The 18,401-nt window shown below is 73.9% G+C and carries 16 protein-coding genes and 3 tRNA genes; 12 read left to right on the forward strand and 7 right to left on the reverse strand.

Annotated elements, in window-relative coordinates; all coding sequences use genetic code 11:
- The first annotated feature begins 2 nt into the window (after nt 1-2).
- Complete coding sequence (locus tag FE634_RS04865; protein WP_137292540.1) at nt 3-284, forward strand: hypothetical protein; 282 nt, start codon at nt 3-5, stop codon at nt 282-284.
- 64 nt (nt 285-348) lie between these two features.
- On the opposite strand, the gene FE634_RS04870 is transcribed toward FE634_RS04865, so the two are convergent.
- Nucleotides 349-421 (reverse strand) — tRNA-Lys (locus tag FE634_RS04870).
- Between the two features lie 70 nt (nt 422-491).
- A complete protein-coding gene (locus FE634_RS04875; RefSeq protein ID WP_148240391.1) occupies nt 492-2,084 on the reverse strand; it encodes a phytoene desaturase family protein in 1,593 nt (530 codons plus the stop codon).
- 63 nt (nt 2,085-2,147) lie between these two features.
- Here FE634_RS04875 and FE634_RS04880 point away from each other — a divergent pair, with 63 nt between their 5' ends.
- Nucleotides 2,148-4,031 carry a penicillin acylase family protein gene (locus tag FE634_RS04880; protein WP_138875251.1) on the forward strand — a complete coding sequence of 628 codons (1,884 nt, stop codon included), beginning with the start codon at nt 2,148-2,150 and terminating at the stop codon, nt 4,029-4,031.
- Between the two features lie 8 nt (nt 4,032-4,039).
- Here the strand turns inward: FE634_RS04880 and FE634_RS04885 are convergent, their stop codons facing one another.
- The 3 genes from FE634_RS04885 to orn form a co-directional block, all read right to left on the reverse strand.
- Nucleotides 4,040-4,912 (reverse strand): bifunctional helix-turn-helix transcriptional regulator/GNAT family N-acetyltransferase, encoded by an 873-nt coding sequence (locus FE634_RS04885; protein ID WP_262347580.1) that lies wholly within the window; start codon nt 4,910-4,912, stop codon nt 4,040-4,042.
- Nucleotides 4,913-5,029: 117 nt separating this feature from the next.
- Nucleotides 5,030-5,105 (reverse strand) — tRNA-His (locus tag FE634_RS04890).
- Between the two features lie 42 nt (nt 5,106-5,147).
- Nucleotides 5,148-5,762: an oligoribonuclease gene (gene orn, locus FE634_RS04895; RefSeq protein WP_246060552.1), complete on the reverse strand. Its 615-nt coding sequence runs from the start codon at nt 5,760-5,762 to the stop codon at nt 5,148-5,150.
- 104 nt (nt 5,763-5,866) lie between these two features.
- Between orn and FE634_RS04900 the strand changes: the two genes are divergently transcribed.
- From FE634_RS04900 to FE634_RS04915, 4 genes are all read left to right on the forward strand, one after another.
- Complete coding sequence (locus tag FE634_RS04900) at nt 5,867-6,358, forward strand: DoxX family protein (RefSeq protein ID WP_148240392.1); 492 nt, start codon at nt 5,867-5,869, stop codon at nt 6,356-6,358.
- The gene (locus tag FE634_RS04905; RefSeq protein ID WP_138875253.1) at nt 6,359-7,078 is read left to right on the forward strand and encodes a DsbA family protein; all 720 of its coding nucleotides are present in this window, start codon (nt 6,359-6,361) and stop codon (nt 7,076-7,078) included.
- Nucleotides 7,079-7,112: 34 nt separating this feature from the next.
- Nucleotides 7,113-8,132 (forward strand): adenosine deaminase, encoded by a 1,020-nt coding sequence (locus FE634_RS04910; RefSeq protein ID WP_222847671.1) that lies wholly within the window; start codon nt 7,113-7,115, stop codon nt 8,130-8,132.
- Nucleotides 8,133-8,509: 377 nt separating this feature from the next.
- Entirely contained in the window at nt 8,510-9,076 is a 567-nt protein-coding gene (locus tag FE634_RS04915; protein WP_137292547.1) for a manganese efflux pump MntP, read from the forward strand.
- Nucleotides 9,077-9,113: 37 nt separating this feature from the next.
- Here the strand turns inward: FE634_RS04915 and FE634_RS04920 are convergent.
- A tRNA-Arg gene (locus FE634_RS04920) sits at nt 9,114-9,187 on the reverse strand.
- A 110-nt stretch (nt 9,188-9,297) separates the two neighbouring features.
- Here FE634_RS04920 and FE634_RS04925 point away from each other — a divergent pair.
- Together FE634_RS04925 and FE634_RS04930 are read left to right on the forward strand one after the other, a co-directional pair.
- Nucleotides 9,298-9,708, forward strand: coding sequence for a hypothetical protein (locus FE634_RS04925; protein ID WP_138875254.1), 411 nt, complete (start codon nt 9,298-9,300; stop codon nt 9,706-9,708).
- Between the two features lie 58 nt (nt 9,709-9,766).
- On the forward strand, nt 9,767-10,366 hold the full coding sequence (locus tag FE634_RS04930) for a hypothetical protein (protein WP_138875255.1): 600 nt from the start codon (nt 9,767-9,769) through the stop codon (nt 10,364-10,366).
- Between the two features lie 70 nt (nt 10,367-10,436).
- On the opposite strand, the gene FE634_RS04935 is transcribed toward FE634_RS04930, so the two are convergent.
- Nucleotides 10,437-11,861 (reverse strand): aminopeptidase P family protein, encoded by a 1,425-nt coding sequence (locus tag FE634_RS04935; protein ID WP_262347581.1) that lies wholly within the window; start codon nt 11,859-11,861, stop codon nt 10,437-10,439.
- A 69-nt stretch (nt 11,862-11,930) separates the two neighbouring features.
- Between FE634_RS04935 and FE634_RS04940 the strand changes: the two genes are divergently transcribed.
- The 4 genes from FE634_RS04940 (at nt 11,931) to ettA (ending at nt 18,359) form a co-directional block, all read left to right on the forward strand.
- Nucleotides 11,931-13,052, forward strand: coding sequence for a PrsW family intramembrane metalloprotease (locus FE634_RS04940; protein ID WP_138875256.1), 1,122 nt, complete (start codon nt 11,931-11,933; stop codon nt 13,050-13,052).
- A complete protein-coding gene (locus FE634_RS04945) occupies nt 13,049-14,917 on the forward strand; it encodes a dynamin family protein (protein WP_262347582.1) in 1,869 nt (622 codons plus the stop codon). The genes FE634_RS04940 and FE634_RS04945 overlap by 4 nt, the downstream gene beginning before the upstream one ends.
- Nucleotides 14,914-16,575, forward strand: a complete 1,662-nt coding sequence (locus FE634_RS20915; RefSeq protein WP_187366827.1) for a GTPase — start codon at nt 14,914-14,916, stop codon at nt 16,573-16,575. The genes FE634_RS04945 and FE634_RS20915 overlap by 4 nt, the downstream gene beginning before the upstream one ends.
- Nucleotides 16,576-16,676: 101 nt before the next feature.
- On the forward strand, nt 16,677-18,359 hold the full coding sequence (ettA, locus tag FE634_RS04955) for an energy-dependent translational throttle protein EttA (RefSeq protein WP_137292551.1): 1,683 nt from the start codon (nt 16,677-16,679) through the stop codon (nt 18,357-18,359).
- Nucleotides 18,360-18,401 lie beyond the last annotated feature (42 nt).

Here is an 18,401-nt window from a genome sequence, read left to right on the forward strand (position 1 = left end):
ACATGTCGAAGCTCACGCTCGCGGTCGCCTTCGGCGCCGGATACGTCCTCGGCGCCCGTGCCGGCAGGGGCCGCTACGAGCAGATCCGTGCCAAGGCGCAGAAGGTGGCCGAGGACCCCCGGGTCCAGTCGGCCGCCGACTCGGCCAAGGTCAAGGCCGGGGAGGTGGCCGCCACCGTCGCCGACACCGCCAAGGTCAAGGCCGGCGAGGTCGCCTCCACCGTCGCGGAGACCGCGAAGGACAAGGTCGGCCGGCACACGTCCGACCAGGACTCGACGCCCTAGCGCGTCGTCGTCACCAACGACGAAGGCCCGGTCCGCCAGGGACCGGGCCTTCGTCTTGGTGCTGTACGCCATGTAGGACTTGAACCTACAACCCGCTGATTAAGAGTCAGCTGCTCTACCAATTGAGCTAATGGCGCATGCGTCGAACGCGAGACGGAACGTTACCAGCGCCGGGCTGCGCGGTGAAATCGGACCCGGTGCCGGACGTCAGATCGACGCCAGCACGGCCTGGGCCGCGTTGTGTCCACCGATCCCCGACACCGCGCCACCCCGGCGTGCGCCGGACCCGCAGAGCAGGACCGCGTCGCGGTCGGCCTGCACGCCCCACTGCTGGGCCGGGGTGTCGAGCCGGGCTCGCGACGGCGCCCACGGCCAGTCGAGGTCGCCGTGGAAGATGTGACCGCCGGGCATGGCGAGGTCGCGCTCGACGTCCTGGGGGATCTTGGCCTCGATGCACGGGTTCCCGGCCGCGTCGCGCGCGACGCAGGCCGACAACGGTTCGACCAGGTGCTGGTCGAGGGAGGCGATCGCCCGCTCCACCGCGAGCGCCTTGGCCCCCTCGGGGTCCCGGTCGAAGAGCGACGCGGGGGTGTGCAGGCCGAAGTAGGTGAGGGTGTGGGTCCCGTCCGGGACCTCGCCGAGGATCGTCGGGTCGGTGAGCGAGTGGCAGTAGACCTCGCCGGGTATCGTCGTCGGGACCCGTCCCGCGGCCGCGTCGGCGTAGGCCGCCTCGAGCTGGCTGTAGTCCTCCCCGAGGTGGAGGGTCCCGGAGAACGCCACGGCGGGGTCCACCCCGGACCGCAGCCGCGGGAGGCGGTCCAGCAGCAGGTTGATCTTGAGCTGGGCGCCCTCGGGCTTGCTGTCGGGCTCCTCGGTCTCGCCGAGCAGGATCCGCAGCACCCACGGGGCCACGTTGGCCAGCACGAACCGCGCCTCGGCGGTGCGGACGACGCCGTCCTCGTGCCAGCTGACCTCCGCCCCGCCGTCGGCGGACCGGTCGGTCTGGATGCCGCTGACGCCCGCGCCGGTCCGGATGGTGGCGCCGGCCTCCACCGCGGCGCGCAGCAGGGCGTCGGTGACCGCGCCCATGCCGCCGACCGGGACCCGCCACTCGCCCGAGCCGTTGCCGATGAGGTGGTACAGGAAGCACCGGTTCTGGATCAGCGACGGGTCGTGGAGCGAGGCGAAGGTGCCGATGAGGGCGTCGGTGGCGACCACGCCGCGGACCGTGTCGTCGGAGAAGCGCCGCTCGACCGCGGCGCCGAGGGGCTCGGTCACCAGGTCGCGCCAGGTGCCCGGGTCCACCTGGGCGCGCAGGTCGCGCTCGTGGGGCAGCGGCTGGAGGAGGGTCGGAGCGATCACGCGGGCGGCGTCGGCGACCTCGGCGTAGAAGGCGCGCCACGCCTCGTACTCCTCCTCGGAGCCGGTCAGGGCGGCGAACGAGCGTCGGGTGGCGTCGCGCTCGACGCGCTCGACGTGGAGCCCGCCGGGGTGGCCGTCGCGGATCGTCGGTGTGTACGAGGCCGTCGTGCGGGACTTCAGCGTGATCTCGAGCCCCAGGTCGGCCATCAGCGCCTCGGGCATCACCGACACCAGGTAGGAGTAGCGCGACAGGCGGGTCGGCCACCCCTGGAAGGCGGGCGCCGAGACGGCCGCGCCGCCGGTGTGGTCGAGTCGTTCGAGCACCAGCACCGAGACGCCGGCACGCGCCAGGTACGCGGCGGCGACGAGACCGTTGTGGCCGCCTCCGACGACCACGACGTCGTAGCGGCTGGCGGTCTGTCCGGCGTGGTCCGTCATCCCGTCACCGTAGCGACCTCGCACGCCAGTCGCGGTGAGCAGGATGGCCTAGGGTCACCGCACATGGCCCGGATCTACCGCGACGCCTACGGCATCCCGCACGTCCGAGGCTCCGACGTGCTCGACGTGGCCCACGGCCAGGGCTGGGCGGTCGCCACCGACCGGGCCTGGCAGCTCGAGTGGCTGCGGCGGCGGGCGACCGGGACGACGGCCGAGGTGCTCGGCGCCGACGCGGCGCCGTGGGACCGGTTCGCGTGGCGCGTCCACCTGGTCGACACCGCACGACGCGCCTTCGACGCGCTGTCCACCGGGTCGCAGGAGTTCGTGGCGGCCTACGTCGACGGCGTCAACGCCGGGCTGCACGACGACGTGCCGGAGCTCGAGGCGCTCGGCGCCACGGCCGAGCGGTGGCCGGTGTGGATGCCGCTGGCGACCTTCCACGCCCAACAGGTGCTGTTCGCCGACATCGGCGCGCACCTGTGGGGTCGGCGCGTCGCCGAGGTGCTGGGTGCGGACGGCGCGCTGCTGGCGCGGGAGGGGCCGCGGCCCGCCGGCAGCAACGCGTGGGCGGTGGGCGGGGCCCGGACGACGTCCGGGATGCCGCTGGTCGGCGGCGACCCGCACCGCACCTTCGAGTCGCCCGGGGTCTACCACCAGGTGCGGCTGTGCTCCGAGGACCCCGGGGACCGCTTCGACGTCGTCGGCTTCAGCTTCGCCGGCACCCCGGGGGTCCAGCACTTCGCCCACGCCGGCGACGTCGCCTGGGCGATCACCAATGCGATGGCGACCTACCAGGACCTCGACGACGTCGACGAGCCCGTCGACGAGCCCGTCGACGGGCCGAGCGTGCTGCCCGGGGTCGGGTTCCGCGGTCCGTCGACCGAGCTGGGCGACCTCGGGTTCGAGGCACTCCTCCCGCTGCTGCGGGCGCGCACCGTCGAGGACGTCGACGCGGCGCTGGACCACTGGGTCGAGCCGGTCAACAACGTCGTCGTCGCCGACCGCGGCGGTGCCGTGCGCTACCGCTGGGCCGGGCGCGTCCCCGTCCGCGACGAGGGCGGGCGGTGGACCGGGTGGCGCACCGATCCGCACCGCCTCGACGTCGACGCCGACGGCCAGGTCGTGACGGCCAACGAGCGGCGTGGACCGGAGAGCGCCGAGATCGGCGAGAGGTTCGCCCCGCCGTACCGCGCCCAGCGCATCGCCGCGCTCCTGGAGGGCCGCTCACGACTGGGCGCCGCCGACTTCGCGGCGATCCACGGCGACACCCTGCTCGGGGGAATCGAGGTGCTGCGCCCGCTGCTCCCCGAGCGGCTGCGTGACTGGGACGGGCGGATGGACGCCGACTCCCGGCGGGCGGGGGACTTCGCGACGTGGCGCTCGGCGTTCGTGCGCCTCATCGCCGCCGAGCCCGTCCTCGACGGCCTGCGCGCCCCCGCACCGGACCCGGTGTTCGCGCCGTACTTCGACGTGACGGTCGCGGTCGGCCTGGCGCTGACGACGCTCGTCGCCGCCGGGACGCCCTTCGGGATCGACCTGGCCCACCACGCCGAGCGCGCCGGTCGCGAGACCGGGACGGCGCCGGCGTGGGGGAGCGGGCACGTGTTCAGTCCGAGCCACCCGTTCGACCCGGTCGCGCACCTCGACGCCCCCGCGGTGCCACGGGTCCCGCTCGGCGGCGACCAGGACTGCGTGCGCTGCGTCGGCTCGTTGCCCGGGATCGACGACGCGGGCTACCGCGGTGCGGTCGCCCGCTACGTGTGGGACCTCGCCGACCGGACGGCCGGCGGCTGGGTCGTGCCGATGGGCGCGTCCGGGTCACCGCGGTCCGAGCACCACCTGGACCAGCTCCCGCTGTGGGCGAAGGGAGCGCTGGCGCCGATCGTCACCGACTGGGACCTCCTCGAGGAGGCGGACGGTCCGGGCCGAGGCGGATCCCCGTCGTGAGGGATCCCTCAGGACAGGTCCTTCTCGAAGAAGAGCTCGGCGTAGGGGTTGTCGTTGTAGCGCCCGATCGACCGGTACCCGCCTCGTTCGTACATCGCGATCGCCTCGGAGAGGGTCCCGTTCGTGTCGAGGCGGATCGTCGTCGCGGCCCGGCCCCGGGCCACGTCCTCGAGGTGCCGCAACAACCGTGACCCGAGTCCGGCTCCGCGCCACGACGGGTCGACCCACATCCGCTTGATCTCGTCGACGACCCTCGTCGCGTCGCCGGGGAGGCGCTGCAGCCCGCCGCAGGCGACCGGGACCCGGTCGCTCGTGGCGACGGTGAAGCAGTCGAGGGGCGAGGGCGTGCCGGGGTCGAAGCCGTCCGGGAACCGCTCGGCGAGCTCGGCGAAGTACCGGCCCATGCTCTCGGTCGCCGCGGGACCCGCCGGGTCGACCTCGCGCAGGACCACGGTGGCCGCGCGCACCAGGAGGTCGGCGGTCGCGAGCGCCTCGGTCAGCCGGCCGCGTTGACGCTCGGTCAGCGGCGCGACCAGACGCAGCGCGAGCTCGTCGGAGCGGGTCTCCAGCCGGGCCAGCAGCGCGCGCCCGTCGTCGGTCAGGGTGGCGTGGCGGCGACGGCGGTCTGCCGGGTCGGGCGCGGTGCCGGCCAGTCCCCGGGCCTCGAGGTCGCGCAGCAGCCGGCTCAGGTAGCCCGAGTCGAGGCCGAGGCGGTCGCGCAGGTCGCGCACCGCGGCGCCGGGGGCGCCGATCTCGAAGAGGAGCCGGGCCCCGCCGAGCGGCAGGCCCAGCCCGAGGAACGACTCCTCCAGGACCCCGATGCGCTGGGTGTAAGTCCGGTTGAACCGTCGCAGGGTCGCCGTCGCCAGGTCGGTGCTCACGTGCCTGACTCTAGTCAGACATCGGTTCGTCGGCGTCGGACCGACAGCCCGAGCAGCCGATGCCCGGACACGGATCGAGCCCCCGGCCGGTGGAGCGGGCCGGGGGCTCGATCGGGTTGGGGTGAGTAACGGGACTTGAACCCGCGACATCCGCCACCACAAGGCGGCGCTCTACCAGCTGAGCTATACCCACCATCGTCCCGACGTGGTCGGGACCGGTTGAAGTGTAGACGTATCAGGCGCCGGGTTCAGAATCGGATGCGTGTGCCGTCGGTCCGAGGCCGGTGAGGGCGCCGCCGTGACGGCGCGCGACCTCCTTGGCCGACGCCGAGTCGGGGCCGGGCGGAGCCACGAAGACGGTGTCGCGGTAGTAGCGCAGCTCCTCGATGCTCTCCTGGATGTCGGCCAGGGCCCGGTGGTTGCCCCGCTTGGTCGGGGCCGCGAAGTAGGCCCGCGGGAACCAGCGGCGCGACAGCTCCTTGATCGAGGAGACGTCGACGATCCGGTAGTGCAGGAACGCGTCGAGCTCGGACATGTCGCGCGCCAGGAACGCCCGGTCGGTGGCGACGGTGTTGCCCGCGAGCGGGGGCCGGCTGTCGTCGGCGCAGTGCTCACGCAGGTAGGCCATCACCTGCTCCTCGGCCTCGGCCAGGCTCACCCCGTGCTCGAGCTCCTCGAGCAGCCCGGAGGAGGTGTGCATCGTCCGGACGAACTCGATCATCTGCTCGAGGGCCTCGGCGGGCGGCTTGATGATGATGTCGACGCCGTCGCCGAGGACGTTCAGGTCGAAGTCGGTGACCAGGGCCGCGACCTCCACCAGCGCGTCGGCGCCGAGGTCGAGGCCGGTCATCTCACAGTCGATCCAGACCAGGCGTTCGTTCACGATCGCCCACCCTACGTGCCCGCCGGCCTTTCTCAGCGGCGGCTCAGTCCCAGCCACTACCGTCGTGCCCTGTGAAGCAGTGGGTCGCCGTTCTCGCCCGCCTCGTGGTGGGCGGTGTCTGGCTCTACGCCGGACTGGCGAAGCTGACCGACCCGCTCGGCAGCGTGAGCGCCGTCCAGGCCTACGAGCTCCTCCCGAGCGGTCTCGAGGAACCCGTCGGGTACGCCCTGCCGGCCGTCGAGGTCGTCGTCGGGCTCGCGCTCGTCCTGGGCCTGATGACGCGCGGGGCGGCGCTGATCTCCGCGGTCCTGTTCGTCGGCTTCGTCATCGGCATCGCCTCGGTGTGGGCGCGCGGCCTGGAGATCGACTGCGGCTGCTTCGGTGGCGGTGGTCACGACCCCGGCGCCTCCTCGAGCTACCCCTGGGAGGTCGCGCGCGACGCCGCCCTCGTGGCGGCCTCGGTGTTCCTGGTGTGGGCGGGCTCGCGACGGTGGTCGCTCGACTCCCTGCTGTTCCGCACGACGACTCGCGACGAGCGCGAGCACGACCTGGAAGGTGTGTAGATGGCTGGCAAGTCCAAGACCGAGGCGAGGGCGGAGCAGCGCGCCGCGCGCCTGGCCGAGATCAAGAAGGCCGAGCAGGCGGCGGCGCGCCGGCGCAACCTGATGGTCGGCGGTGTCGTCGCCCTCGTGCTGGTGCTGATCGCGGTCGTCATCTACTTCTTCAGCCGCTCCAACGACGTCGAGGCCGCGGCCCCCGGGTCCAGCGACTACGGCGTCACCATCGGCCCCGAGGACGCACCCCACACGCTGGTGATCTACGAGGACTTCCTCTGCCCGGCCTGCGGGGCGCTGGAGGCGGCGACCGGTGACCGGTTGGCCGAGCTGGCCGACGAGGGCCAGGTGTTCGTCGACTACCGCCCGTTCACCCTGCTCGACCGCCTCGGCACGTACTCCGCCCGGTCCGCGAGCGCCTTCGGCGTCGTGCTGGAGGAGTCCGGGCCCGAGGTCGCCAAGAAGTTCCACGACCTCCTCTACGCCGAGCAGCCCGAGGAGGGCGCCGAGCCGTACCCGGACGCCGACTGGCTGGTCGACAAGGCCGTCGAGGCCGGCGCCGACGAGGACGCCGTCCGCCCGGGCATCGAGGAGGGCGAGAACGACTTCGCGGAGGAAGCGACCCAGGAGGCCGTCGACGCCGGCGTCCAGGGCACCCCGACGGTGATCCTCGACGGTGAGACGTTCACCGGCGGCTACGACGAGCTGCTCGAGAAGATCGAGAACTAGCAGCGGGGGTGGGGCGACTGGCACGATCCCTCGGGTGAGCCAGTCGCCCCACGCCGCCTTCGTGGCCGGACTCCCCAAGGCCGAGCTGCACGTCCACCACGTCGGGTCCGCCTCGGTGCGGATCGTCTCCGAGCTGGCCGAGCGGCACCCCGGCACGGTGCCGGCCGACCCCGAGGCGCTGCGCGCGTTCTACGAGTTCCGCGACTTCGCCCACTTCATCGAGGTCTACCTCGCGGTCGTCGACCTGATCCGCACCCCCGACGACGTGCGCTACCTGACCTACGAGGTGGCCCGCGAGCTCGCGACCGGCCAGGCCGTGCGGTACGCCGAGCTCACCTGCACCCCGTACACCTCGGTGCTCCGGGGCATCGCGATCGAGGGCTACACCGAGGCCATCGAGGACGCGCGGGTCGCGGCCGAGCGCGACTTCGGGCTGGTGCTGCGCTGGATCTACGACATCCCCGGCGAGTCGGGCCTCCCCGCCGCCGACGCGACCCTCGGCTACGCCCTCGACCACCGGCCCGACGCCCTGGTCGGCTTCGGGCTCGGCGGGCCCGAGATCGGCGTCCCGCGCGCCCAGTTCGCGCCGCACTTCGAGGCCGCCCGCGCCGCCGGTCTCCACTCGGTGCCGCACGCGGGGGAGACCACCGGCCCCGAGACGATCTGGGACTCGCTGCGGCTGCTCGGCGCCGAGCGCATCGGCCACGGGACGTCGGCCGCCGCCGACCCCGACCTGCTCACCCACCTCGCCGACCGGGCGATCCCGCTCGAGGTCTGCCCGTCGTCCAACATCGCCACCCGCGCCGTCGCCACCCTGGCCGACCACCCGCTCAAGACGTTCGTGGACGCCGGCGTCGTGGTCACCGTGAACTCCGACGACCCGCCGATGTTCGGCACCACGCTCAACCGCGAGTACGAGATCGCCGCCGACCTGCTCGGGCTCGACGAGCACGGCCTCGCCGACCTCGCCCGGGCCGGGGTGACGTCGTCCTTCGCTCCCGACGACGTGAAGGCCCGCGTGCTCGCCGAGATCGCCGACCACGACCGGGCCTGACCCGACGGGAGGCCGGATGGACGTCGGCGGGAGCCGACGTGAGGGCCCCGCGGTCTCATACACCGCGGGGCCGGCCCCAGCCTGGCGCGGCGCGTCGGCCGCCCGTCGGAGGCGCGCCGCGGCACGCGGGGCGGCGGACGGATTCGCGGGAGCGGCCCCGTCCTGAGAGGATGGGCCCGCATCGAAGGGGAGTAGTTCCCGCGCCCCCCCCTGGTGGGGAGCGGAGGTACGTCGACATACCGGTGGGTCCGCCCACCCGGCGTACCGCTCGGCCCGGCCCACCCCGGCAGGCCCGAGTGAGCGAGACCTTCGGCACGATCCGTGCCGAAGCGACCCCCCCAGGGCCTCCGGCGTCCACACGAGAGGCACCTGCACCCATGTCGTTCCTCACCCTGCTCCTCGTCGCGCTGGGGGTCTCCGCCGACGCCTTCGCCGTGGCCATCGGCAAGGGCCTGCAGATGCGCCGGCTCCGCGTCACCGACGCGGTCCTGCTCGCGCTGACCTTCGGCGTCTTCCAGGCCGCGATGCCGGCGATCGGCTGGCTCCTCGGCACCGGGTTCGCCGACCGCGTGACGGCGATCGACCACTGGATCGCGTTCGGGCTGCTGGCCGCCATCGGCGCGAAGATGATCTGGGAGGCGTTCCACGCCGACCCCGACCAGGACGCCGACGACGGCCGGATCCCGGTCAGGGAGATGCTGGTGCTCGGCCTGGCCACCAGCATCGACGCCCTCGCGGTCGGCGTCGGGTTCGCGTTCCTCGACGTCTCGATCCTCGGCGCGGCGGTCCTGATCGGCGTGACCACGTTCGTGATCTCGCTGGGCGGCGTCGCCCTGGGCCACCGGGCCGGCACCCGGTTCCGGGGCCCGGCCGAGGTCGTCGGCGGGCTGATCCTCATCGGGATCGGCCTGCGCATCCTGCTCGACCACACCGGCGTCCTCTGACACCGGCGTCCACCGGTGCCCGAGGAACCGGTCCGGGCGCCCCCGGCAGGACTCGAACCTGCGACCGGCGGATTAGAAGGCCGCTGCTCTATCCAGCTGAGCTACGGAGGCGGAGGGCCGCGTCCGAGGACGCCGACCCGCGGGCGAGTCTATGTCCTCGGCCCGGGAGGTCGAGTGGGCGTACTCAGGCGCGGGGCGCGCGCGACCGCGAGGCTGGTGCGATGACCACCTCGCGCCGGACCACCGCCCACTCCCTCCTCCTCGCCGTCGCGACCGCCGCGGCCGCGGCCGCCTGCTGGTGGGCGTCGATGGGGTGGGACCACGAGTACTACACCGACCCGGCCACGGGGTACGCCGCCGGCCCCTACCGCCCCTGGCAGGTCGCGGTGTGCGTGCTCGGGCTGCTGGCGGTGGCCGCGGTGGCGTTCTGGCTGCTGCACCCCGTCGTCGCCGGGCTGGCGATGACGCTGGGCTTCACGGTCTCCTTCGCCTCGAGCGCGCTGCCGAACGACGACACCGGGCTGGCCATGGTCGGCGTCGTCATGGTGCTGTTCGCGATGGCGCTCGCCTCGGTCCTGGTGGGCCTGGTCGCCACGGCCGCGCGCGGCCGCCGGCACCCGGCGGGCGGCTGAGCCGACCCCGGACGGCGCCGCCGGGTTTGGCAGGCGTCACCGCGGGCAGGGGCCGCAGATGTCGTGGATCGAGCGCTCGGTGCTGACCGACCCGGGCCTGCGCGGCGCCGTACCCGACGGCGAGGTGCCGCGCGCCTGGTCGCCGGCCGGTCAGGTCTCGCCGGGAGCCGAGCGGGTCACGCCGCACGGCGTGACCCGGGAGGTCGACGAGTCGCACGGCCTGCTCGACCTCGTCACCGGTTCGTGGCTGCCGCGGTGGGCCCGCGGTGACCGGATCGACCGGCTGTTCGGCGGCGTCGCCCGGTGGGGGCTGCCCGGGTCGCGCGCCGCAGGCCTGCACCTCGCCCTGGCGGACGCCGACGGGATCCTCGTCACCGACGCCCACCTGGTGGTCCTGGTCGGCGGCTCGCCCACGACGGCCGACGACCCGGCACGACCGGGTCGCCAGGTGTCCAGCCGTCCCTACCGGTCGGCGTGGACGTGCCCTCGCGGGGCCGTGGTGGCCGCGCGACGCCGGGCGCGCCTCACCGGGCGCGGGCGGGTGGAGCTCTACTTCGACGACCGGTCGATGTGCGCCGTCATGACGGGTCTGGTCGGTACGTCGGGCGCGCGCCGGCTGCTCGCCGCCCTCGACGTCGGTCCCGAGCCGCCGCGCTGAGCCGCCGCGCTGAGCCCGAGCCGGGCCGCCCCCGTCGAGCCACCGCACCGGGGGAGCGGCAGGCGGGGCCTCAGCGCCGCTGCGCCGCCATCCACGCCTCGACGTCGGCCGCGGTGCGCGGCAGCGAGGCGGAGAGGTTGGTCGCGCCGTCGGCGGTGACGAGCAGGTCGTCCTCGATCCGGATGCCGATGCCGCGCAGCTCCTCGGGCACCAGCAGGTCGTCGTCCTGGAAGTACAGGCCGGGCTCGACGGTGAGGACCATGCCGGGCTCGAGGAGCGCACCCTTGTAGGACTCCGGCGCGGCCTGGCCGCAGTCGTGCACGTCGAGGCCGAGCATGTGGCTGGTGCCGTGCAGCGTCCAGCGGCTGTAGACCTTCGACTCCGGGTCGAGGGCCTGTTCGGCGGGCACCGGCAGCAGCCCCATGGCGTCGAGCCCGTGGGCCAGCACGGTCATCGCGGCCTCGTGGGTGCCGGCGAAGGGCGACCCGGGACGGCAGGCCGCGATGCCGGCGTCCTGGGCCTGGAGCACGAGGTCGTACAGGTCGCGCTGGAGCGCGGTGTAGCGGCCGTCGACCGGCAGCGTGCGGGTGACGTCGGCGGTGTACAGGCTGCGTGCCTCGACGCCCATGTCGAGCAGCACCAGGCTGCCCGGCGTGATCGGGCCGTCGTTGTCGATCCAGTGCAGGGTCGTGGCGTGCGAGCCCCCGCCGACGATCGAGTCGTAGCCGATGTCGTTGCCCATCGCGCGGGCGCGCCGGAAGAAGGTGCCCTCGATCCAGCGCTCCCCGAACTCCAGGACCCGGTCCCACTCGGCGACCGAGTCGGCGAAGCCCAGCGCGGTGATGTCGCACGCCTCCTGCAGCTGGGCGACCTCCCAGTCGTCCTTGACCAGCCGCATCTCCGACATCACCCGGGCGAGCTCGTCGTCGCGGGTGCGGTCGACGGGCACCGAGCGGTCGACCTGGAGCGAGACGCCGCGGTGCACCCGGGTCTTGCCCGAGCCCGAGAGGGCGTCCTGGAGGTGGTCGACGTGGCGCACCGGCAGCCCGAGCGAGGCCGACAGCTCGCTCAGCGAGGGCCGCTTGCCCACCCACAGCTGGCCGTACTGGCGGTCGCGGAAGAACTCGTCGGTGTCGCGGCCCGAGCGCGGACGGGCGTAGAGCACGGCCTCGCCGTCGTCGATGACCAGGACGGCGTCCGAGGTCTGGTTGCCGGTGAAGTAGACGTGGGCGGTGTCGGCCCGGAACCGGTAGTCGGTGTCGTAGGAGCGCACCTTGTAGCCGCCGGCCGGCAGCACCAGCCGCTCGCCCGGGAACAGCGCGGCCAGCCGGGCGCGGCGCGCGGCGGCCTGGTCGGCGCCGGAGCGGCGCGGGACGTCGGCGTCCTGGTCGCCCCATCCCTGCCGCATGAACGCGGAGTAGGCCTCCGGGACCGCGGGGTCGTGAGACTCGGTGTGGAACTGGCCCTGGTCGTCTGCTGTGCTCTGGTCGCTCACGCCGCCGACTCTACGCCCGGCGGGTCCGCCGAACGTGGGTCGACCGGCCCCTGCCGATAGGCTTGCCCCATGCCCGGCCGCCGTCACGAGAGCCTCACGTTCACGCTGGTCGTGAGCGTGACGGTGGTGCTCGGCGCCCTCACGATGCTGGCCCTGCTCGCCCTGTCGGGCGCGCCGTCGATGGTGCTCGTCGCGACCCTGCTCGCCGCGCTTCCCGTCGTCCCCCTCGTGGCCTGCTTCGTGTGGCTCGACCGCTACGAGCCCGAGCCGGTCCGGCTGCTGGTCAACGCGCTGCTGTGGGGTGCCTGCGCCGCCACGGCGATCGCTGTCGTGGTCGGCGGCATCGGCGGGATGTTCGGGCCGGTCACCGACCACGTCTCCCTGGCCGTGGTCGCGCCGGTCACCGAGGAGGCCGGCAAGGGCCTGTTCCTCTTCCTGCTGCTGTGGTGGCGCCGCCACGAGATCGACGGCGTCCTCGACGGCATCGTCTACGCCGGCCTGGTCGGCGTCGGGTTCGCCTTCACCGAGAACGTCCTCTACCTCTCCGCCGCCTACGACGGCACCGACGGGGTCGGCCCCGGCGGGGTCGCCGGCGTGACCACGACCTTCCTGCTCCGCTGCGTCGTCAGCCCGTTCGCCCACCCCCTCTTCACCGCCTTCACCGGCATCGGCATCGGCATCGCGGTGGCCTCGCGCAGCCGCTCGGTCACGACGCTGGCGCCGGTGGGCGGGTTCCTGCTCGCCGTCCTCGCCCACGGCCTCTGGAACGCCTCGACCATCTTCGGCGCCGCCGGCAACGCGCTGGTGTACGCCGTGCTGATGGTCCCCGCCCTCCTCGGCATCGCCGCCCTCGCGCTGTGGGCGCGCCGCTCGGAGGCCACGATCCTCACCGCCGCCCTCCAGGACGCCGCCCGCCGCGGGCTGATCCCGGCCACCGACATCGGGTGGGTCGTCGACCTGCGCGCCCGGCGCGCCGCCCGGCGGCACGCCCTCGCCACCGGTGGGCCGCAGGCCGAGCAGGCCGTGGCCGAGTACCAGCAGGCCCTCGTCGAGCTCGGCTTCCTGCACCACCGGCTGCTGCGCGGCACCGCTCCCCACGACTGGCAGGTGCGCGGCGCCGAGCACGTCGAGCGGATCCGCGCCGTCCGCCCCCACGTCGCGTTCCCCGGACAGGTGGTTCCCACGGCATGACACCTCCCAGCACCGACCCGGCCGCCGGCCGCCCCGGCCGGCACGGCGGGTCCGACGCCCCGGGCGGGCCGGCCGGCACCGACGAGGCCTCGACCCGGCTCCAGGACAAGCGCGACGCCGCGATGGTCACCGCGCTGGTCCGGCTGCGCCAGTCGCTGGTCGCCGCGGCCCTGCCGCTCGACCTGCCCGACGTCGAGGAGGCCCGCGCCAGCCGCGGGGAGATGGTCGACCAGCTCGAGGACTACCTCATCCCGCGGCTGATGACGCTCGAGGCCCCGCTGCTCGCCGTCGTCGGCGGCTCCACCGGCGCCGGCAAGTCGACGCTGGTCAACTCGCTCGTCGGCGAGCGGGTCACCACGTCCGGGGTGCTCCGCCCGACGACCCGCTCACCGGTCCTGGTGCACCACCCCGACGACGCGCACTGGTTCGGCCAGGACCGGCTGCTGCCCGGCCTCGTCCGGGTCGACCACACCACCGACGACCCCGACTCGCTGCAGCTGGTGGCGTCGGCGTCGGTGCCGCAGGGCCTGGCGATCCTCGACGCCCCCGACGTCGACTCCGTCGAGGAGCGCAACCGGCTGCTCGCCGCGGAGCTGATGGCGGCGGCCGACCTCTGGCTCTTCGTCACCTCCGCCGCCCGGTACGCCGACCAGGTGCCGTGGGAGTTCCTGCGCCGCGCCGCGGAGCGCACCACCGCCGTCGCGATCATCCTCGACCGCACCCCCGACGAGGCGGTCCAGACCGTCGCGACCCACCTGGCCCGGATGCTCGCGAGCCGCGGGCTCAAGGACTCGCCGCTGTTCGTGGTCGCCGAGGGCACCGTCGGCGACGACGGGCTGCTTCCGGCCCACCACGTCGCCGACGTCCGGTCGTGGCTGGAGTCGCTCGCCGACGACGTCGACGCCCGCACCGAGGTCGTGCGGCGCACGCTCGGCGGCGCGGTCCGCGCGATCACCCACCGCATCCACGCCGTCGCCGACGCCTGCGCCGCCCAGGGGGGCGTCGCGCTCGCCCTCCAGGACGACGTCGACGCCGTCTACGACGACGCGACCGCCGCGCTCACCGCGGCCCTCGGCGACGGCAGCCTGGTCCGCGGCGACCTGCAGGCCCGCTGGGAGGAGTTCGTCGGCAGCGGCGACCTGCTGCGCTCCCTCGACACGCGGGTCGGCGGCCTGCGCGAGCGCCTGGTCAACACCATCAAGGGCAAGCCGCAGCAGGCCGAGCGGGTCACCGTCGCCGTCGACGCCGCGCTCCAGACCGTCGTGCTCGAGCACGCCGAGTCCGCGGCGACCCGCGCGCACGCGGCGTGGAGCGCCCAGCCGCACGGTGCCGCCCTGCTCGCCGGGGCCCCCGGCGACCTCACCCGCGCCTCGCGCGACCTGCGCCGACGCGCCGAGCGGGCCGTGCGCGAGTGGCAGGACGACGTCAACGACCTGGTCCGCCGCGAGGGCGCCGACCGGCGGACGTCGGCACGGTTCCTCGCCTTCGGCGTCGGCGGGCTCTCGGTCGCGCTGATGGTCGAGGTGCTCACCTCCGACGCCGGCGCCGGTGCTGCCGACGCCGGTGCCGCCTCCGAGGGGACCGCCGGGCCGGCGTCCGCGTCGCGGCGGCTGCTCGACGCCGTCCTCGGCCACGACGACGTGGACACCCTCGTCGAGCGCGCCCGCCGGGGGCTCGACCGGCTCGTCGGTGCGCTGATGCAGACCGAGCGGACGCGCTATCTTTCGCTCGTCGAGGCCGTGGTGCTCGAGCCGGCCGCCGCCGAGAAGCTCCGCGGGGCGGCCCGCCGGGTCGACGACCTGCGCTACCAGGCGTCCCAGGAGGACGCCGTCACCGGAGAGAACCCCCCTGGAATGACGTCGTGACATCGCTGCTCGAAGGCGCCCGCCAGCTCGTGACGCGGGGCACCGACATCGGGGCCCGCATCGAGGGCCTGGAGCAGGCCGCCACCGCCGCCCGCGGCCGCCTCGACGACGACGTCGTCGACGTCGCCTCCACCACCTCCGCGCGCGCCGCCGGCCGGCTGCGCCTCTCGGCGCAGCACACGGTCGTGGCGATCGCCGGGGCCACCGGCTCGGGCAAGTCCTCCACGTTCAACGCCCTCACCGGGCTCGAGCTGTCCTCCACCGGCGTGCGCCGCCCGACGACGTCGTGGGCGACCGCGTGCGTCTGGGGCCGCGCCGGCGCCGCGGAGCTGCTCGAGTGGCTGGGGATCCCGCCGCGGCACCAGACCATGCGCGACTCGATGCTCGACGTCGGCAAGGCCGACCGCGACCTCGAGGGCGTCGTCCTGATGGACCTGCCCGACCACGACTCCACCGAGGTCAGCCACCACCTCGAGGTCGACCGGCTGGTGCTGCTCGCCGACCTGCTGGTGTGGGTGCTCGACCCGCAGAAGTACGCCGACGCCGCGATCCACGACCGCTACCTCGCGCCGCTGCGCGGCCACGCCGGCGTCATGGTCGTGGTGCTCAACCACATCGACACCATCCCCGCCGACCGCCGCCAGTCGATGGTCGACGACGTCCGCCGCCTGCTCGACCTCGACGGCCTCCAGTCGGTGCCGATCTACGCCGTCAGCGCGCGCCACGACATCGGCATCGACGAGCTGCGCGCCGAGATCGCCTCGCGGGTCGCCGCCAAGAAGCTGACCGTCGGTCGGATCGAGGCCGACCTCCGCTCGGCCGCCGAGGCGATGGACGCCGCCACCGGCCCGGCCGCGCCGCGCGAGCTCACCGCCGCGCGGGTCCGCGAGCTCGACGACGCGGTCGCCGAGGCCGCCGGGGTGCCGGTCGTGGTCGACGCCGTCGAGCGCTCCACCCGGCAGCGCGCCCGCCGGGCGACGACGTGGCCGGTGCTCGCGCCGTTCTCGCGCCTGGGCTCCGACCCCGCGGCCAGGCTCGAGCTCGACCTCGGCGACGCCGCCGGCGAGCTCAGCGGCGCCGCCCGGTCGACGCCGCGGGCCACCACCGTGCAGCGGGCGCGCCTCGACGCCGAGGTGCGCGCGCTGGCCGACGACGCCTCCGACGGCCTGGGGGCGCCCTGGGTCGCCGCGGTGCAGGGCGCGGCGACGTCGCGCCTGCCCGAGCTGGGCGACCGGCTCGACCGCGACCTCGGGGCCGCCGACCTGGGCCTCGGGAAACTGCCCGGGTGGGTCACCGCGGTGCGGGTGCTGCAGTGGCTGCTCCTGCTCGCGGCGGTCGCCGGAGCCGTGTGGACCGGTGTCCTGGCCGTGGGGGGCACCCTCACCGACGACGCCAACCTCCTCGCCGGCGTCCCGCTGCCGGTGCTGCTGCTGGTCGGCGGGCTGGTGCTCGGCGTGCTGCTCGCCGTCCTGTGCCGGTTCCGGGCCGCCACGCTCGCCCGGGACCGCGCCGGTGACGCCGACGAGCGGCTCCGCGACGCGGTCCACGCCGCCGTCGACGAGCTCGTCGCGACGCCGGTCGCGACCGAGCTGGCGGCGTACTCGACCGTGCGCACGCACCTCGACGCGGTGCTCGACGACCCGGCGCCGACCGCCTAGCGTCCACGCCCGCCCCGCGCGCGGGGTTCTGCGCGGGTCGGGGCCACCGCGGCCCGACCCGGACGGGCGGCGCCGCCCGTGCGGCACTAGGCTCGTCGATTATGGCGGACTATGTCTTCACGCTGCGCAATGTGCGCAAGGCCCACGGTGACAAGGTCGTTCTCGACAACGTCACGCTCTCCTTCCTCCACGGCGCCAAGATCGGCGTCGTCGGCCCGAACGGCACCGGCAAGTCGTCGCTGCTGCGGATCATGGCCGGTCTCGACCACGCCAACAACGGCGACGCGATCCTCGACCCCGGCGCCACCGTCGGCATGCTCCAGCAGGAGCCCCCGCTGACCGAGGGCAAGACGGTGCTCGAGAACGTCGAGGAGGCCGTCGGCGACGTCCTGGCGAAGAAGAAGCGCTACGACGAGATCTCCGAGCTGATGGGCGACCCCGACGCGGACTTCGACACCCTGCTCGCCGAGATGGGCGAGCTGCAGGAGGAGCTCGACGCCGCCAACGTCTGGGACCTCGACAGCCGGCTCGACCAGGCCATGGACGCCCTGCGCTGCCCGCCGCCCGACGCGATCGTCGACCACCTCTCCGGTGGTGAGCGCCGCCGCGTCGCGCTGTGCAAGCTGCTGCTCCAGCAGCCGACCCTGCTGCTGCTCGACGAGCCCACCAACCACCTCGACGCCGAGTCGGTCCAGTGGCTCGAGGGTCACCTGGCCAGCTACCCGGGCGCCGTCCTGGCGATCACCCACGACCGGTACTTCCTCGACAACGTGGCCGAGTGGATCCTCGAGCTCGACCGCGGCAAGACGCACCCCTACGAGGGCAACTACTCCACCTACCTCGAGACCAAGAAGGACCGGCTCAAGATCGAGGGCCAGAAGGACGTCAAGCGCGCCAAGATGCTGGAGAAGGAGCTGGAGTGGGTCCGCTCCAACGCCAAGGCCCGCCAGACCAAGAGCCGCTCGCGTCTCGCGCGCTACGAGGAGATGGCCGCCGAGGCCGACCGGATGCGCAAGATCGACACCTCCGAGATCAACATCCCGGCCGGTCCGCGCCTGGGTGACGTCGTCCTCGAGGCCGACCACCTCGGCAAGGGCTTCGAGGGCCGCACCCTCATCGACGACCTGTCGTTCTCGCTGCCGCGCGCCGGCATCGTCGGCGTCATCGGGCCCAACGGCGTCGGCAAGACCACGCTGTTCCGGATGATCACCGGCTCCGAGGAGCCCGACAAGGGTTCGCTGAACGTCGGCCAGACCGTGAAGCTCTCCTACGTCGACCAGAGCCGCGGCGGCATCGACCCGAACAAGAACGTCTGGGAGGTCGTCTCCGACGGGCTCGACTTCATCAAGGTCGCCAACTTCGAGATGAACTCCCGCGCCTACGTTGCGTCGTTCGGCTTCAAGGGCCCCGACCAGCAGAAGAAGGCCGGCGTGCTGTCCGGTGGTGAGCGCAACCGCCTCAACCTGGCGCTGACGCTGAAGATGGGCGGCAACCTGCTGCTGCTCGACGAGCCCACCAACGACCTCGACGTCGAGACGCTGTCCTCGCTCGAGGACGCGCTGCTCGACTTCCCCGGCTGCGCCGTGGTCACCTCGCACGACCGGTGGTTCCTCGACCGCGTCGTGACGCACATCCTCGCGTGGGAGGGCGACGCCGAGAACCCCGCCAACTGGTACTGGTTCGAGGGCAACTACGCCTCCTACGAGGAGAACAAGATCGAGCGCCTCGGCATCGAGGCGGCCCGTCCGCACCGGGTCACCCACCGCCGGCTCACCCGCGACTGACCCGGCGACCACCAGGCTGCGACGCCGACCCGTCGCTGATCA

This window comes from Nocardioides sp. S-1144, from assembly GCF_005954645.2.
Taxonomy (GTDB): Bacteria; Actinomycetota; Actinomycetes; order Propionibacteriales; family Nocardioidaceae; genus Nocardioides; species Nocardioides dongxiaopingii.

What these genes read in the sequence shown, in the direction of transcription:
- FE634_RS04930 (WP_138875255.1), top strand. Translation starts at nt 9,767, where the DNA reads ATGTCGTGGATCGAGCGCTCGGTGCTGACCGACCCGGGCCTGCGCGGC.
- FE634_RS04925 (WP_138875254.1), top strand. Translation starts at nt 9,298, where the DNA reads ATGACCACCTCGCGCCGGACCACCGCCCACTCCCTCCTCCTCGCCGTC.
- FE634_RS04865 (WP_137292540.1), top strand. Translation starts at nt 3, where the DNA reads ATGTCGAAGCTCACGCTCGCGGTCGCCTTCGGCGCCGGATACGTCCTC.
- FE634_RS04880 (WP_138875251.1), top strand. Translation starts at nt 2,148, where the DNA reads ATGGCCCGGATCTACCGCGACGCCTACGGCATCCCGCACGTCCGAGGC.
- FE634_RS04945 (WP_262347582.1), top strand. Translation starts at nt 13,049, where the DNA reads ATGACACCTCCCAGCACCGACCCGGCCGCCGGCCGCCCCGGCCGGCAC.
- FE634_RS04905 (WP_138875253.1), top strand. Translation starts at nt 6,359, where the DNA reads ATGGCTGGCAAGTCCAAGACCGAGGCGAGGGCGGAGCAGCGCGCCGCG.
- orn (WP_246060552.1), bottom strand. Translation starts at nt 5,762, where the DNA reads ATGACCGGCCTCGACCTCGGCGCCGACGCGCTGGTGGAGGTCGCGGCC.
- FE634_RS04875 (WP_148240391.1), bottom strand. Translation starts at nt 2,084, where the DNA reads ATGACGGACCACGCCGGACAGACCGCCAGCCGCTACGACGTCGTGGTC.
- FE634_RS04940 (WP_138875256.1), top strand. Translation starts at nt 11,931, where the DNA reads ATGCCCGGCCGCCGTCACGAGAGCCTCACGTTCACGCTGGTCGTGAGC.
- FE634_RS04915 (WP_137292547.1), top strand. Translation starts at nt 8,510, where the DNA reads ATGTCGTTCCTCACCCTGCTCCTCGTCGCGCTGGGGGTCTCCGCCGAC.
- ettA (WP_137292551.1), top strand. Translation starts at nt 16,677, where the DNA reads ATGGCGGACTATGTCTTCACGCTGCGCAATGTGCGCAAGGCCCACGGT.